The organism is Acetoanaerobium pronyense (assembly GCF_017874355.1).
Lineage (GTDB): Bacteria > Bacillota > Clostridia > Peptostreptococcales > Filifactoraceae > Acetoanaerobium > Acetoanaerobium pronyense.
This window is the reverse complement of the sequence record NZ_JAGGLI010000045.1, coordinates 1-15,583: the sequence shown is the minus strand read 5'-3', so window position 1 is coordinate 15,583 and position 15,583 is coordinate 1. Positions and strand designations below refer to the sequence as shown.

General features: G+C 32.6%; 13 protein-coding genes. 7 read left to right on the top strand and 6 right to left on the bottom strand.

The window, feature by feature from the left end:
• The first annotated feature begins 151 nt into the window (after positions 1–151).
• From J2Z35_RS13575 to J2Z35_RS13560, 4 genes are all read left to right on the top strand, one after another.
• Positions 152–592, top strand: a complete 441-nt coding sequence (locus J2Z35_RS13575) for a YaiI/YqxD family protein (protein ID WP_209661941.1) — start codon at positions 152–154, stop codon at positions 590–592.
• Between the two features lie 168 nt (positions 593–760).
• The gene (locus J2Z35_RS13570) at positions 761–1,450 is read left to right on the top strand and encodes a phosphoribosylaminoimidazolesuccinocarboxamide synthase (RefSeq protein WP_209661940.1); all 690 of its coding nucleotides are present in this window, start codon (positions 761–763) and stop codon (positions 1,448–1,450) included.
• Between the two features lie 128 nt (positions 1,451–1,578).
• Positions 1,579–2,922: a D-serine ammonia-lyase gene (locus J2Z35_RS13565; RefSeq protein ID WP_209661939.1), complete on the top strand. Its 1,344-nt coding sequence runs from the start codon at positions 1,579–1,581 to the stop codon at positions 2,920–2,922.
• A gap of 42 nt (positions 2,923–2,964) precedes the next feature.
• Positions 2,965–4,854 carry a putative bifunctional diguanylate cyclase/phosphodiesterase gene (locus J2Z35_RS13560; protein WP_209661938.1) on the top strand — a complete coding sequence of 630 codons (1,890 nt, stop codon included), beginning with the start codon at positions 2,965–2,967 and terminating at the stop codon, positions 4,852–4,854.
• A gap of 127 nt (positions 4,855–4,981) precedes the next feature.
• Here the strand turns inward: J2Z35_RS13560 and J2Z35_RS13555 are convergent, their stop codons facing one another.
• Positions 4,982–7,252 (bottom strand): DNA gyrase/topoisomerase IV subunit A, encoded by a 2,271-nt coding sequence (locus tag J2Z35_RS13555; protein WP_209661937.1) that lies wholly within the window; start codon positions 7,250–7,252, stop codon positions 4,982–4,984.
• A gap of 11 nt (positions 7,253–7,263) precedes the next feature.
• Positions 7,264–9,195 (bottom strand): DNA gyrase/topoisomerase IV subunit B, encoded by a 1,932-nt coding sequence (locus tag J2Z35_RS13550; protein ID WP_209661936.1) that lies wholly within the window; start codon positions 9,193–9,195, stop codon positions 7,264–7,266.
• A 167-nt stretch (positions 9,196–9,362) separates the two neighbouring features.
• Between J2Z35_RS13550 and lepB the strand changes: the two genes are divergently transcribed.
• From lepB to J2Z35_RS13535, 3 genes are all read left to right on the top strand, one after another.
• Complete coding sequence (gene lepB, locus J2Z35_RS13545) at positions 9,363–10,085, top strand: signal peptidase I (protein WP_209661935.1); 723 nt, start codon at positions 9,363–9,365, stop codon at positions 10,083–10,085.
• Between the two features lie 106 nt (positions 10,086–10,191).
• Positions 10,192–10,755 carry a cache domain-containing protein gene (locus J2Z35_RS13540; protein WP_209661934.1) on the top strand — a complete coding sequence of 188 codons (564 nt, stop codon included), beginning with the start codon at positions 10,192–10,194 and terminating at the stop codon, positions 10,753–10,755.
• A gap of 110 nt (positions 10,756–10,865) precedes the next feature.
• On the top strand, positions 10,866–11,888 hold the full coding sequence (locus J2Z35_RS13535) for a methyl-accepting chemotaxis protein (protein ID WP_209661933.1): 1,023 nt from the start codon (positions 10,866–10,868) through the stop codon (positions 11,886–11,888).
• A gap of 140 nt (positions 11,889–12,028) precedes the next feature.
• Here J2Z35_RS13535 and J2Z35_RS13530 read toward each other — a convergent pair whose 3' ends face one another.
• The 4 genes from J2Z35_RS13530 to J2Z35_RS13515 all read right to left on the bottom strand — a co-directional run bounded on the left by J2Z35_RS13530 (position 12,029) and on the right by J2Z35_RS13515 (position 15,441).
• Positions 12,029–13,120 (bottom strand): HD-GYP domain-containing protein, encoded by a 1,092-nt coding sequence (locus J2Z35_RS13530; RefSeq protein WP_209661932.1) that lies wholly within the window; start codon positions 13,118–13,120, stop codon positions 12,029–12,031.
• A 127-nt stretch (positions 13,121–13,247) separates the two neighbouring features.
• Positions 13,248–14,030, bottom strand: a complete 783-nt coding sequence (locus J2Z35_RS13525; protein ID WP_209661931.1) for an ABC transporter permease — start codon at positions 14,028–14,030, stop codon at positions 13,248–13,250.
• Positions 14,031–14,666, bottom strand: coding sequence for an ABC transporter ATP-binding protein (locus J2Z35_RS13520; RefSeq protein ID WP_209661930.1), 636 nt, complete (start codon positions 14,664–14,666; stop codon positions 14,031–14,033). It abuts the gene before it with no gap.
• A gap of 100 nt (positions 14,667–14,766) precedes the next feature.
• Entirely contained in the window at positions 14,767–15,441 is a 675-nt protein-coding gene (locus J2Z35_RS13515) for a Crp/Fnr family transcriptional regulator (protein ID WP_209661929.1), read from the bottom strand.
• Positions 15,442–15,583 lie beyond the last annotated feature (142 nt).

Here is a 15,583-nt window from a genome sequence, read left to right as displayed (position 1 = left end):
TACATTAGATTCTAATGAACCGCCGTATACCGAACGGTACGTACGGTGGTGTGAGAGGTCGGTAGATAAAATAATTATCTACCTCCTACTCGATTATACAATATAGCATGGCAATAATATAAGACAAAAAACTGAAGATAGGGAGTAGCTGATGAGAATACTTGTGGATGCAGATGGATGTCCTGTTAAGGATATTATAATAAAAGTTGCAAAGGAATATAAAATAAAGGTCATTATGATTAAAAATATTTTCCATGAAATAAAGGATGATTATCCAGAGATAATAACAGTAGATCAGGGAAGAGATGTGGCTGACCTTGCACTAATCAATCTTACAAAGGCAGGTGATATAGTAATTACTCAAGATTATGGAGTAGCAGCTATGGCACTTGGTAAAAAAGCTTACGCACTTCATCATAACGGCTGGGAGTATACGGAGAGAAATATTGAAGAACTTCTTATGAAGAGGCATGTAGGCCAAGAAATGAGAAGAAAGCACAAAAAGCACTCCGCTAAAATCCCTAAAAGAGGAAAAAAAGAAGATGAAGAGTTTGAAAAAAAGCTAAGAGAAACAATAGAAGTAAACCAATAAAGAAATTTTGTTGCAGAACAAACAAAACGAACATTAAAGAGATATAAATATATATAATTCGCATTGAATCATATTTTTAATATTTTAATTTAAAAATAGTTCAATATTTTTTCTTGGAATGCTATAATTATTTTATGAAGAAAATCTTTTGAAAAGGAGTGTGTAAATATGAAGCTTATCTACACGGGAAAAACTAAGGATGTCTATTCTAAAGAAGATGGTAATTATCTTTTAAAGTTCAAGGATGATGTTACAGGAACAGATGGGGTATTTGATCCTGGAGCAAATACAGTGGGACTTTCTATAGAAGGAGCTGGGAAAGCAGGTCTTAGACTTACAGAATTATTTTTCAAAAGGATTAATGAAGAGGGAATACCTACTCATTTTGTAGAGGCTGATGTTGAAAATGCAGCTATGACTGTAAAACCAGCAGAGGTATTTGGAAAAGGACTTGAGGTAATTTTAAGATACAAGGCAGTTGGAAGTTTTTTCAAAAGATACGGAAAGTACTGTGATGAAGGAGCGGATTTAGAGGGCTTTGTTGAGGTGACTCTAAAGGATGACGAAAGAAACGACCCCCCAATTACTGAAGATGGTCTTGAGATGCTTGGCATAATGACTAAAGAAGAATACAAAGAGCTTGTAAATCTTACCAGAAAAATTGGAGAGATAGTAAAGTCAGAAATGAAAAAGAAAGATTTGGAGCTTTATGACATAAAGTTTGAATTTGGAAGAGTTGGAGAAGACAAGCATATAGCCCTTATAGATGAGATATCAGGTGGAAATATGAGAGCCTATAAAAATGGAAAATACATAGAGCCTCTTGAGCTTGAAAAATTAATGCTTGAAAAAATCTAAATAATACTGGAAATGGCATATGCCATTTCTTTTTTTATGTATAGAGGATTTTATATTATTTTAGAGAATAGATTAATTAAAGAAATTGCATATGATTATATATTTTGATTATTATGAGGTGAATGATAATGGATAAAAATATAGCAGGAAAAACTATGGAAAAATGGATAGATGAGCTACCTATGATAAAGGATATAATAGATACCAATGAGGTGTTTTGGATAAACTCAGAAATAGCAGATTTCAAAAAAACGGATATAACTTGGGCAATAAAAAAGGAAGATATTGAGGATGCTAAGGAGAGGTTAAAGAGATTTGCTCCATATATAGCAAAGGTATTTCCAGAAGCTAGGGAAAATAATGGGATAATAGAATCCCCATTAAAAGACATTTCAAATTTTAAATCACAGCTTCAAGATATAAATGGAAGACTTTTATTAAAATGTGATAATTATCTTCCAATCTCAGGGTCCATTAAAGCAAGGGGCGGAATCTATGAGGTGCTAAAGCATGCCGAGGAAATAGCAATAGGACAAGGCCTTTTAAGTGGGAATGATGACTATAGCAAAATCGATAGCGATGAGTTCAAAAATCTCTTTAAAAAATATTCCATAGCAGTAGGATCTACTGGAAATCTTGGACTAAGCATTGGAATAATAAGTGCTAAACTTGGCTTTAAAGTATATGTGCATATGTCTGCCGATGCCAAAGAGTGGAAAAAAGAGCTTTTAAGGGAAAAAGGAGTTAATGTAATAGAATATGATTCGGATTATAGCAAGGCTGTAGAAGAAGGAAGAAAGCAGGCTCAAAACGAACCAAATATGTATTTTATTGATGATGAAAATTCTATAGACCTCTTTACAGGATATAGCGTAGCAGCAGAGAGGCTGAAAGAACAACTGGAAGGCATGAATATCACAGTTGATGAGGAACACCCGCTTTTTGTATATCTTCCGTGCGGAGTAGGTGGTGGGCCAGGGGGCGTTGCATACGGACTGAAAATGATATATAGGGAAAATGTTCACTTATTTTTTGCAGAACCTACTCATTCGCCGTGTATGCTCCTTGGAATGATGACTAAAATGCATGATAAGGTTTCAGTTTTTGATTTTGGAATTGATAATATTACAGATGCTGATGGCCTTGCAGTGGGAAGACCTTCAGGCTTTGTAGGAAAAGTTATGGAAAATTTATTGAGCGGGGTATATACTGTAAAGGACGATAAGTTATATATGCTTCTTAACTTGCTTGCAAAAAAAGAGGAGATTTATCTAGAACCTTCTGCTCTTGCAGGTATTCCAGGTATGTTTAGCCTTTATAATACAGAAGCTGGAAAAGAATACATCAGAAAGAATAATTTAGAAGAAAAAATGAAAAATTCTACTCATATTGCATGGGCAACTGGCGGAGGAATGGTTCCTGAAAGCCAGATGAAGAGTTATATAGAACTAGGGGAAAATAAGACTTTTTAAGTCTTATTAGGGTAACTGGGAAAGAATACTACGGAGGAATATATGACAGAAGACCTTTATTATCATAAAATTTTAGCCTACCTTGAGCCTGTGTACTACAGATTACTTTTTTTAGGTATGATTGCATCTGTAACCTTCTTTTCCTATGAATATTATATTCAAAGGTCTTTTAACGATTTGTCCTATATATATATTATTTTGGCAATTGGATTATTTTTATCCTTTTATCTACGGAAAAAAGTACCTATAAAAGCAAACATAATATATACGCTTATATTTCTTATTACATGCAGCACCTTAGCTATTTACCTCAAAGGGCTCAATAATTTAAGTATCAGTATTTTTGTAGTATCTACTCTTATGGGAACTCTTTTTTTGGAAAATAAAAATAGCAGATTACTCATATTTTATACGATTATATTGATATTTGTATCAGGGTATTTCAAATATCAAGGAGTCCACAGTGAAAATACTCAAATAATGGCTACAAGCTCTTTTTACTGGCTTAGGTATGGAGTAGGGTATGTATTTTTAGCCTTATCTATAATCCTTAGTGTAAACGGTATCAAATCTTACCTTATAAAGCTTATAGAAAGCCTCAATAGAAAAGTCTCATTACTCAATCAGACTAAGCTTGAGCTACAGATACAAAATGAAGAAATAAAAGAAAACAATAAAATTATTTTTGACCTTGCCTATAAAGACCAAGTGACTAGAATATCAAATAAAAATGCTCTTAGCTTTATAATAAATAAAAAGATAAGCTCAAAAACGCCAAAAGGAGCCTTTTACCTTATAAATATTGGAGATTTAAAGACTATCAATTCTATACTTGGCGAAGAGGCTGGAGACTCATTTTTAAAAAGCATAGCAGATGGCCTTGTTAAGTATTTCAAGCCATATAGCATTATAGGACGAAGCGGAGCCAAAGAATTTGTAGTTTTTACAGAAATACTAGATAAGGAATACTTCAACGACAATATAAAAAAATTAAAAAATCATTTACTTGAAAACAATCCTTATATAGAGACAGAGTACAGCATGCAGACATATCTTTCATCCTCTCTTTATCCAAATGATGGAGAATCCTTTGACCAGCTCTATAGAAAAGCACTAATAGCAATGGAATATGGAAGAAAAAACCTTATAGATACTTTGGTTTCCTATGAAAATGTATTTCTGGAGGATCTTTCGGAAAAGGAAAATATAAAAAAAGAAATAGAGATAGGGATAGTTGAAGAGGAATTTATTGTATATTATCAGGAAAAGATAAATATTAAAACTGGTAAAGTATGTGGTCTTGAGGCCCTTGCAAGATGGGACTCCAAAAAACTGGGGATGATAGGGCCAAATGTGTTTATACCAATAATAGAAAACTCAAAGCTCACGATACCCTTTAGCGAGATGATTGTTAAGAGGGTGCTTCAGGATTTTAAAAGGATAAAAATAAAATATGGAGGGGATATTACAGTCTCTATTAATATTTCTCCTGTCCATATAATTTATAAGGATTTTAAAAACTTTTTAATGGATCAGTGCAAACTCAATAATGTGGAAAATGACAAGATAGAACTTGAAATCACAGAAAATGTAATGATACAGGGCTTCGAGCAGATAGAAAAAATAGTAAATGACCTTAGGCAGCAGGGATTTAAGGTATCACTTGATGATTTTGGGACTGGTTATTCATCTCTTAGCTATATATCAAAAATTCCTATCGATATCTTAAAAATAGACAAAAGCTTTATTGACAATATAACAGGAAACAAAAGGGCAAAAGTCATGATTGAATCTATTATAAATATAGCTAGAGCATACTCTATGTCTGTGGTTGCTGAAGGAGTGGAGACTAAGGAGCAAGTAGAAATGCTTACAAGCCTTGGCTGTGATATAGTGCAGGGGTATTATTACTCCAGACCAAATCCTTTATAGTTTTAAAATAAAAACCTTTTGTTAATAAAAAAGGCTTTTATTACCTAAAAAGTTTTGAAATTTTGAAAAGCCCCCGGATTTTATTTTCCGAGGGCTTTAAAACATCTAAATGTCAGTAATATAAAAACTATAGAAATCTTAGATTAATATCCTTATCAAACTTAATTGATATTCCTTTTTGTGCTCGTTTTTTAAGTGGGATTTCCTTGTTTTCTATTTCTATTTTTGAATCCTTAGATTTGAGGACAAGTTTCTCAAACTGATGATTTAGAAGCTTTGAAGTAATTATGGTTTCGTTTTTTCCTAGCTTCATAGCGGTGACTCCAACTGCATTTCTCTTTAGGTTTGCAACATCATTTAGGCTAAATCTCAAAAGATGCATATAACTTGATAGCATTACTATCTCTTCATCCTGCTCTGAGAGCATAGAGATTAACAAAATTTCATCATCAGGCTCTAGCTTAGTAGCGTTTGTATGCCTTCTACTTAGGTCAAATTCTGGTCCATCAACAATCTTGATATTTCCTTTTTTTGTCAAAAACAAGAATTTGGACTCAGCTATATCTAAGGATGAGGTCATAAACAATATATTAGAATCCTTATTCAAAGAAGGGATAATATTGTCTATAAGAGAACCCTTGTCTCTTAGTTTTGACTTTGGAATATCCTTTATCTTAATTTGATGAAAGCTTCCATCTTCAGTAAAGAGTATGAGTCTTGATAGGGATGTAGTCTTTACTACATACTTATATTCTTCAAGTGTATCACCTGAAGCCCTTGTAATCGAAAGCTGATCTACAACCTTCATATAAGAAAACTTATCTACAAGAACATAAACCTCTTCTTCAATCTCTTCTTCTACTATTTCTATTTTTTCCTCATTGGAGATTGATGTAAGTCTTTTTCTCTTTAAATCCTTTTCCATTTTTAGAAGATTTTCTTTAATGTGTTTTTTCAAAGACTCTACTGACGAAAGAATCTCCTCATAAAGAGCTATGTCTTTTTTTACATTTTCAAGATCTGCTTCTATCTTTTCAAACTCAAGGCCTATAAGTTTTTGAAGTTTCATATCTAGTATGGCATTTGTCTGCATTTCAGTGAAATCCAGTTTTTTTGCCAGTGACTCGCTTTTCTTAGATTTGAAGTTGATGCCCTCTATGCTCTGCCCCATAAGACAGTTTTTTACATCCTCCATTTTTTTGGAGCCTCTAAGTATTTCTATTATTAGGTCTATTATGTCATAGGCTTTTACTAGTCCATCAAGAACCTCTTTTTTAGCCTTTGATTTCATAAGAAGATAGTTATATTTTCTTTCATTTATTTCCTTTTGATGATTAACGTATGCCGTTATAAGTCCCTTTAGAGAGAGGGTTTTTGGAAGATTATTGTCTACAACTAAAAAGTTTGGAGACAGGGTGTCTTCAAGGGGAGTTTTTTTATAAAGTTTTGCAATTACTTTATCAGCATCTGCACCCTTTTTTACTTCTACTACTATTCTAGTTCCTTCTCTTGAGGATTCATCTCTTACATCTGTAGCCTCATCTAGACCTCTTTTTTTCATTAGACCTATTATTCTATCTATAAGTGCTATTTTGTTTCCTGAATAGGTATATGGAATCTCTGATATGACTACGTTTTTTCTTCCGCTGCCAGCATCCTCTATATCTATCTTCGAGCGAATTCTCAAAGTACCTCTTCCTGTTTCATAAAGCTCATGAAGGTCATCTTTGTTTACTATAAGTCCTCCTGTTGGAAAATCAGGACCTTTTATATGCTTCATAAGACCCTTTGTATCGATGTCTTCATTATCTAGATAGGCAACTATAGCCTTGATTACCTCTGATGGATTGTGGGGAGGGATTGTAGTTGACATACCAACTGCAATTCCTTCTGTACCATTTACTAGAAGATTTGGAAAAAGTGCTGGAAGCATTTTGGGCTCTTTTACAGAGCCATCAAAGTTGTCCTGAAAATCAACAGTGTTTTTGTCTAAATCATTTAGCATATAGTGAGAGGCTTTAGTAAGCTTTGCCTCTGTATATCTCATAGCAGCTGCGGAGTCTCCATCTATGGAGCCAAAGTTTCCATGTCCTAAAACAAGTGGAATATTTGTCTTAAAGTCCTGAGACATTCTCACCATAGTTTCATATACTGCACTATCTCCATGGGGGTGGAATTTACCAAGGACATCTCCAACTATCCTCGCTGATTTTCTAAATTGCTTGTCATGCTGAAGGTTGAGTTCACTCATTGCGTAGAGTATCCTTCTTTGACCAGGCTTTAAGCCATCCCTTACATCTGGAATAGCTCTTCCTATTATTACACTCATTGAATAATCTATATAGCTTTGCTTCATTTCATCTTCATAATCTATTTTAATTAATCTTTCTTTAGGCATATATTTCTCCTTTAGATATCTATATTTGCTGTTAGGGCTTCTTGATGTATAAATGTTCTTCTAGGCTGTACATGGTCTCCCATAAGAAGCTTTGTAACTTCATTTGCAGTTACAGCATCCTCGATTGAAACCTGCTTCAAATATCTGGTCTTTGGGTCAAGTGTAGTGTCCCAAAGCTGGTCAGGATTCATCTCTCCAAGTCCCTTGTATCTTTGAAGCTCTATTTTTGAGCCCTTTACCTTTGTTTTAAACTCACCAAGATCTCTATCTGTATAAAGATAATGAGATTTTCCTTTTACAGTTGCCTTATAAAGGGGAGGCATTGCAATATAGATATATCCCTCATGAATTAGCTCCGGAGCATATCTAAAGAAAAAGGTTAATAGAAGGGTCCTTATATGGGAGCCATCAACGTCAGCATCTGTCATAATGACAATCTTATGATATTTTAAGTTTTTGATATCAAGGTGATCAGAGTCACTTGAAACTTCACAACCAAGTGAGTTTATAAGGGTTGCAACCTCTGAGTTAGAAATTATTTTTGATAGACTACTTTTTTCCACATTAAGGATTTTTCCTTTAAGGGGAAGTATAGCCTGAAATTTTCTGTCTCTACCTTGCTTTGCAGATCCACCTGCAGAGTCTCCCTCTACTATAAAAAGCTCAGCGTTAGAAGGGTCTTTTGTCTGACATGCTGCAAGCTTAGTTGAAATATTTAGCTTTGCATCCTTTGACAGGAATTTTTCCCTTGCCTTCATTTCTACATCTCTTATTTTTCTTAGTTTCATGGCATTGTCAGTGATTGCCTTTAAAAACTCTACATTTCTTTCAAAAAACTTTTGAAGCTCAAGGGAGAGGACATTTTCCACAGCAGACTTTGCATCAGTGCTTCCGAGCTTTGTCTTTGTCTGTCCTTCATATTGAGGATCTGGATGTTTAAGGAGGATGATTGCATTAATCCCTTCTCTAATTTCAGAACCATCAAAGTTTTTATCCTTTCCTTTTAGATAGCCTACCTCTTTAGCAAGCACGTTTACAACTCTTGTAAATATACTTTTGAATCCAGTAACATGGTTACCGCCTTCTACTGTATTTATATTGTTACAAAATGAAAGTATATTTTCTCTAGAATCAGTAGTGAAATTAAAAGCAACTTCTACCTCTATATCACTATCCTTTCCTTCTATATAGCATATAGAGTCATAAAGAAGCTGAGAATCCTTAGTAATATCCCTTACAAATCCTACTATACCTTCTTTTTCAAGAAATTCTACAGTATCTCCTGTTCTAGCATCGCTAAATATAAGCTTTAAGCCTTTATTTAAAAAAGAGGTCTCTTTCATTCTTGTTTTGATGGTTTCTGCCTTGAACTCTACTGTTTCAAATATAGTGTCATCAGGCAAAAATGTAACCTTAGTTCCTTTTTTTCGAGTTTCGCCAAGCGGTTCTAACTCACCATCTTCGTTAAGTGGAAATACAGGTTTTCCTCCATCTTCAAATCTATCTTTATATATTTTTCCATTTCTATATATCTCTACTTCAAGCCATTTTGAAAGCGCATTAACAACCGATGCACCTACTCCATGAAGCCCTCCAGAAACCTTATAGGAAGAGCCGTTAAACTTTCCTCCAGCGTGAAGCACTGTAAATACAACTCTTTCTGTAGGGATTCCAGTCCTATGTTTTTTTACAGGTATTCCTCTTCCATTGTCTTCGATAGTTACTGAGCCGTCTTTGTTTATAGAGACCTTTATAGTATCGCAAAAACCGCCAAGTGATTCGTCTATGGCGTTATCAAGTATTTCATATACAAGATGATGAAGTCCCCTTGAGCCTGTAGAGCCTATATACATACCGGGTCTTTTTCTTACAGGGTCAAGACCCTCAAGAACTTCTATACTGCTTTCATCATATTTTTCCTTTAAAACCTTATCTATAGTCATTTTAAATCTATTCCTCCTAAGAATTTCAGTTGGACACATGTTCTTATTTTATACCTACATCTTTATCCTTGCAACTTTTTATTATTTAGATAGTTATTAATATACTGGGGTAATAATCCAATAATACCAATTTTGTTATTTTTATAACTATATGGAGATGGTTTATTATGATAATATTATTTGTTTTAATTCAGATTTTTACTATAATATCCTCTCATTTTACAAATATAGAAAAAATATGTCTATTTGCTTTGAACTGTATTATTTGGATTATTATAATGAGACTAAAAAAAGAAAATAAAAAGAATAAAACTATCAATATAATTCAAATCTTTATAATCATATTTGCATTTACAGTGACCATTTTTGGAGGTTACTTTGGAAGATTTATTTATTGTACTGGTTGTTCTATGATGCCAACTTTTTCAAAAAGTGGTGTCATAGCAGTAATTATTTATAAAAATGCTCCATTTTTAGGCTTTGATGATCTTAATATAGGAGATGTTGGAATTTTTAGAGTATATCAAAAAGAAAGTGAGAATTATGGGCTTTACAGCAAAAGAGTAGTAGGAAAAGTGACTGATGAAGGGGCTGATAATATATATATAAAAGATGGACTTATTTACAACAATGACGAAATAGTAGTTAATTATCCTGGATGTCAGGATTTAAATTGTACAGAAAAATCTTCTGAAAAAAAATGTATTTTTTGTCAAGATTCATTGGATTGTGTAGAAGAAGGACATGGGATGTATTTTGTACTTGGAGACAATTTTCATAAATCTGTTGATTCACGAAGCTTTGGACTTATCTGTGAAGAAGATGTTTATGGCAGGATAATTATTGCTATAGATGTTCCTCAAAAAAATATATCTTATTATCCTAAATGATTATCAACTATTCATTTTTTTTGACGATATATTTTAATACAATACATCTTAAAATATTTTTTAAAATGTAAATATAATAAATTAAATTATAAAATTTGGAGGTAATATGAAAAGTATAAAAAACAAGCTTATAATCTCGTTTTCAATTTTGATTATAGCAATTTCATTTGTTTTTGGATTTATTTCCCTAAGGACAGTTAGGACTTCGGTTCAAGAGGAGGCTGAGAAATCTCTTGAAATTAGTGCAGTAGATGCTGCACAGATAATAAAAAGCAGGAACGATATAAACTATACCTACTTGGAAGGAATAGCCTCAAGAGACAGCATATTTGATATGGAAGTAGATATTGATGCAAAAATGGAGATTTTAAAAAGAGAAGTGGCAAGAGATGGTAGATTTTTGAGGATTGGAGTGTCAGATCTTGAAGGAAATCTATATCTTTCCGACAGCTATGGAGATGGAGGGCAGATTGTAGATATTACGTCAAGAGATTATTTTCATGAATCCAAAACAGGAAAAAGAAGTATGATGAACCCTACAATAAGCGTGAATCCTGATGACAATGGTGCATTAATTGTTGCATACTATGTCCCTATATATGAGGACGAAACTATAAGCGGAGTATTAGTTGCAGTTGCCCTAGAATACAGAGAAATATATTTTTTATAAGTATTGGTATACTCCTTATAAGTATACTAATATGCTATATTATCGGAAAATCCATAGCAAATCCTATACTTGAAACTATAGGATATTCTAAAAAAATAGCAAATCTTGATATGAGAGATAATATGCCAGAAAAACTCTTGAAAAGAGAAGATGAAATTGGAGATTTGTCAAAAGCCTTCCAATTTATCATAGAGAATCTAAGAGTGGTAATAGGAAGTGTGATTGATACTTCTGAAACTCTGGCAAATTCATCTGAAAAACTAAATGAAACAAGTAGACAGTCGGCTATAGCAGCAGACGAGGTGGCAAGAACAATAGAGGAAATTGCAAAAGGGGCGTCAGATCAAGCTATTGATACTGAAAGAGGGGCATCAGCAGTAGTAGAGTTTGGAAGCCTTATAGAAGAAAACAAAAATAGCATAAATGGCCTAAATGCATCCACTGAAAAGGTGAATAAGCTAAAGGATGAAGGCTTTGAGATTTTAAATGAGCTTGTAATAAAATCCGAAAAAAATGCAGAATCATCAAAGCATATTCAAGACGTAATAATCAACACTAATGAAAGTGCAGGAAAAATATCTACAGCAAGTGAAATGATAAAAAGCATAGCAGACCAGACTAATCTTCTTGCACTTAATGCGGCTATTGAGGCTGCAAGAGCAGGAGAGGCTGGAAGGGGCTTTTCAGTTGTTGCAGATGAAATAAGAAAGCTTGCAGAGCAGTCAACTAGATTTACTGAGGAAATAAGCAAAATTATAATAGAGCTTGAAGAAAAGACTCAAAACGCAGTAGATAAAATGTCTGAAGTTCAAGATAGTGTTAAATCTCAAACTGAAAGTGTTGGCTTTACAAGAGAAAAATTTGAAGGAATAGCTGAATCGATAGAAGAAATGAGAAAATCTATATCTGTAGTTAATAAGTCAAGCGAGGATATGAATGTAAAGAAAGAGGAGATAGTAGGTATAATAGAAAACCTATCTGCAATCTCTGAGGAAAATGCGGCTGGAACTGAGGAAGCATCTGCATCAGTTGAGGAGCAAACTGCTTCTATGACAGAGATAGCAAATGCAAGTGAAGATTTATCAAATATAGCCGAAAGCTTAAAACAAGAAGTATTGAAATTTAAGATTTAATAAGAGATTTCTAATTAAAAAATCATACTGCTTATAAAGAAATAGTAACTTACTAGATTTCCACTAAAAAAGGATGTGCTTCAGATTTATATTGAAGACATCCTTTTTTGTATAGAAATATTTTAAAGGCTAAATTGAGATTAATCTATGTGATAAACAAGACTATCAATAGAGGTTTTATACTCTTTTGTAAGGTCAAGTGGAGTGTAGGTATAATTTCCTTTTGTACCTTTTATGATGCGAAGTCTTGGTCTAAGAGGAAGCCCCTTGATGACCTCATCTACTACGGCTATGTCACCTGTATTTAACTTTACAAGTGATCCAGGTGGATAAGGGTTTATTTTTTTTGTAAATATGGATACTACCTTACTGTCAAATAATCTTCCAGAACCTCCAAGGAGATACTCTATTGCTTCATTTGGAGTAGTTGCTCTGCTATATGGTCTATCTGAGGTCATTGCATCATATACATCAGCTATTCCAACTATTTGAGAGATTATGCTTATATCTTCCCCAGTAGTCCTAAGGGGATATCCACTACCATCAAGTTTTTCATGATGCTGTAAAGTGGCCTGCTTTATATATGCATTTAAAAAATGTTTATCTTTAAGGTAATCTATTCCTATCTTAGGGTGATTTATTATCATCATCTTTTCGTCTACTGTTAAATCGCCTTTCTTCTGAAATATCTCAGAAGGCAATAATGCCATTCCAATATCATGAAATACTCCAGCTAGAAAGATATTTTTTGTCATTTCATAGTTATAATCCATCTCCATTGCAATAAGAGAGCTAAGTATACCGCAGTTCAAAGAGGACATATAAAGGTAATTTTCCACACTTTTTATATTTACATATTCAAGGGGAAGGTCTTTAGTAGCTGCTAACTCATAGAGAATATCATCAATTACAGCGTTTAGGTTTCCCATATATTCATATATGGACTTTGACTTAAGTATTCCATTTACATCTCTATTTCCAGCGGCTAGAAATATATCTTTTATGATTAGCATAGCTTTATTTATAAGATTAGGATGAATCAGTCTATTTATGTTTGAATTTGAATGTTCATCAGTTATATAAAGTGTATAAATCTGATTTTCTTTGATTTTGTCTAAAAGTCTAGCAGTTAGTTTTATGCCTTCTTTTGCAAGTAAAACTCCATCTACAGAGTAAATCGTATCACCCAGTATAGAATTTTCCTTTATGAACTCAATAGGGACAGCTCTCATGAAATACCTCCAAAACTTAAAATATATTTACCATTATATTGCAAATATAAATTTAGTGCAAACAAGATATTTTAAATTATATATAATAGAAAAATATCTTGATCTGATGTTTGAAATAAATAAGGATTTAAATCTCATTCAGCTGATCTTTTTCATTAAAAAAAGTCTTATAACCAAGATTAACAAAGAGTATTACAGTTAATGAAACAGCACCTAATATTCCGAGCATTATTGCAATCTGGTATCTGATTGCAGTGACTGGAGAGGTGCCAGATAATATTTGCCCTGTCATCATACCAGGAAGAAATACTATTCCCATACCTACCATAGAGTTTATAGTGGGAAGTATTGCGCTATCAAAAGCATTATCTACTATAGACTTTGATGCAGACTTTGGAGTAGCTCCAAGCATCAATGCACCTTCAACTAGATGTTTTTGATTTTTCATGTTAGTTAAAAGTGTGTTTACTCCAAGGGATACTCCAGTCATTGAGTTTCCTACAAGCATTCCAGCAATAGGTATAAAATATCTAGGGTCATACCATGGAGATATCCTCACTACAATAAATAGAAAATAAAAAAGACTGGATAAAGTTCCAAAAATCATGGATATTGCAATTATTTTTTTTAATGAAGGGGTGATTTCTTCTTTTGTTCTGTCGAAAATATTTTTAATTGCAAAGATTTCCATAAGTATGATTACTAAAATAGTATAAATAAAATTAACATTATCAAATAAAAACACAAGAACATAGCCTGTGAGTATGAGTTGAAGAGTCATTCTTATAGAGGCTATTATGATTTCCTTTTCCCTAGAGATACCTCTTTTTCTTACCAAAACCAAAAGTATACCTATAAACACATAGGCGCTTGCCATTTGGAGGAGACTAAGATCTATTATAGAATTCATCTACTTCCCATCCTTTTCAGAGTTTATATTTTTCAGCTCCACAATTTCATCTGAAAATTCCCTAGATAATGCTTTTGAGTGACTTATCATAATGAGGGTTTTGTTATTAGCCTTTACATAACTACACAAAGAAGATATTACATCTTTAGCGGTATCATCATCAAGTGCAGAAGAAGGCTCATCTAATAAAAAAACATCTGGATTCATCACTATTATTCTGCCAAGTGCTAGACGTTGTTTTTCTCCACCTGAAAAGTTGGAAGGGTTTTCGTCTAAACTCTTTTTTAAATGAATTGATTTAAGAATATCTATTAAAGTTTCATCAGATGCAAGGTTTTTTTCAGAGAATTTAAGTCCCATAAGAAGATTGTCCCTTACATTTCCTTCAAAAATGACTGGAGATTGTGATAACATAGCAACCTTTCTTCTAAGCTCTACAGAGTTAATACTTTCTATATCCTCACCATTAAATAAAATACTTCCTCCATCTGGACTTATCATCTTATTTAAAAGTCTTAAAAGGGTAGTTTTACCGCTTCCGCTTTCTCCAGTTATAGAGGTTATTTTATTTTTTTCTATCTTTAGATAATCAATATCTAAAATATCCTTGTAGATTACTGATTTTAAAATAAACATAAATTATCTCCTTATATAGTGTATGTAGTTTATAAATATAATTGATTTTCAATAAATTACTACTTGTTTATGATTGCAAAGATTTATTTAAATATTAACACTAGGTCTTTAATATGCTTAAATCAATTATCCTAATATATTTATTATTATAGTCAAGCAAATCATCATTTTTCATTTTTTGAAGCTCTCTAGATAGTGATGTTCTTGAAATTCCCATTTTTTCTGCAAGTTCTTTTTTAGTAAGAGAAAGCCTGATTGGGTTTTTATTTTGGGAATAGTACTCATAGTTTAGAAAATCAATTATCGATTCTCTAATTGATTTATGGGATATAGATTTTATTTTATGAGTGAGTATAGCCGTCTTATCTGAGTTGCAGGCAAGGAACTTAAGAAGAAACTTTTTATTTTTCTGACATAAATCAAGCACTAAATTCCTATTAATATGAAGGATTAAGGAATCAGTTTTTGCTATTATGCTCATTGGAAAATCGGGATAATTGGAAAACATAAGATTTCCACCCATGTTTTCTCCAACTGAAAATTCAGTAATAGTGAGTACTTTGCCATGAATATCGATTTTTTGGACTATAACGTTTCCGCTTAGAATCAAATCAAGTGATGTACACTTTTCACTTTCAAAATGAACTATTTCCCCTTTTGTATATTTACATATTTTATAATTTGGTACCTTAAAATGTGATAAAAGCTCTTCTTCAGAGAAATCCTTGAAAAGATCATTTATTTTTAAAAAAGTAATAAAATTAGAAATTTCCATCTTTCTCTCCTTTAGTTACCAAAGTAACTGAATTATTTATATTATTAACTAAAACTTCGCACATGAAAATCTATATATGAACCTTGAAAATTCAATAATAATTGACAATAAAAAAGCATGAAACCATCTGGTTTTGGTATAA

What these genes read in the sequence shown, in the direction of transcription:
- J2Z35_RS13575 (WP_209661941.1), top strand. Translation starts at nt 152, where the DNA reads ATGAGAATACTTGTGGATGCAGATGGATGTCCTGTTAAGGATATTATA.
- J2Z35_RS13570 (WP_209661940.1), top strand. Translation starts at nt 761, where the DNA reads ATGAAGCTTATCTACACGGGAAAAACTAAGGATGTCTATTCTAAAGAA.
- J2Z35_RS13565 (WP_209661939.1), top strand. Translation starts at nt 1,579, where the DNA reads ATGGATAAAAATATAGCAGGAAAAACTATGGAAAAATGGATAGATGAG.
- J2Z35_RS13560 (WP_209661938.1), top strand. Translation starts at nt 2,965, where the DNA reads ATGACAGAAGACCTTTATTATCATAAAATTTTAGCCTACCTTGAGCCT.
- J2Z35_RS13555 (WP_209661937.1), bottom strand. Translation starts at nt 7,252, where the DNA reads ATGCCTAAAGAAAGATTAATTAAAATAGATTATGAAGATGAAATGAAG.
- J2Z35_RS13550 (WP_209661936.1), bottom strand. Translation starts at nt 9,195, where the DNA reads ATGACTATAGATAAGGTTTTAAAGGAAAAATATGATGAAAGCAGTATA.
- lepB (WP_209661935.1), top strand. Translation starts at nt 9,363, where the DNA reads ATGATAATATTATTTGTTTTAATTCAGATTTTTACTATAATATCCTCT.
- J2Z35_RS13540 (WP_209661934.1), top strand. Translation starts at nt 10,192, where the DNA reads ATGAAAAGTATAAAAAACAAGCTTATAATCTCGTTTTCAATTTTGATT.
- J2Z35_RS13535 (WP_209661933.1), top strand. Translation starts at nt 10,866, where the DNA reads ATGAGAGATAATATGCCAGAAAAACTCTTGAAAAGAGAAGATGAAATT.
- J2Z35_RS13530 (WP_209661932.1), bottom strand. Translation starts at nt 13,120, where the DNA reads ATGAGAGCTGTCCCTATTGAGTTCATAAAGGAAAATTCTATACTGGGT.
- J2Z35_RS13525 (WP_209661931.1), bottom strand. Translation starts at nt 14,030, where the DNA reads ATGAATTCTATAATAGATCTTAGTCTCCTCCAAATGGCAAGCGCCTAT.
- J2Z35_RS13520 (WP_209661930.1), bottom strand. Translation starts at nt 14,666, where the DNA reads ATGTTTATTTTAAAATCAGTAATCTACAAGGATATTTTAGATATTGAT.
- J2Z35_RS13515 (WP_209661929.1), bottom strand. Translation starts at nt 15,441, where the DNA reads ATGGAAATTTCTAATTTTATTACTTTTTTAAAAATAAATGATCTTTTC.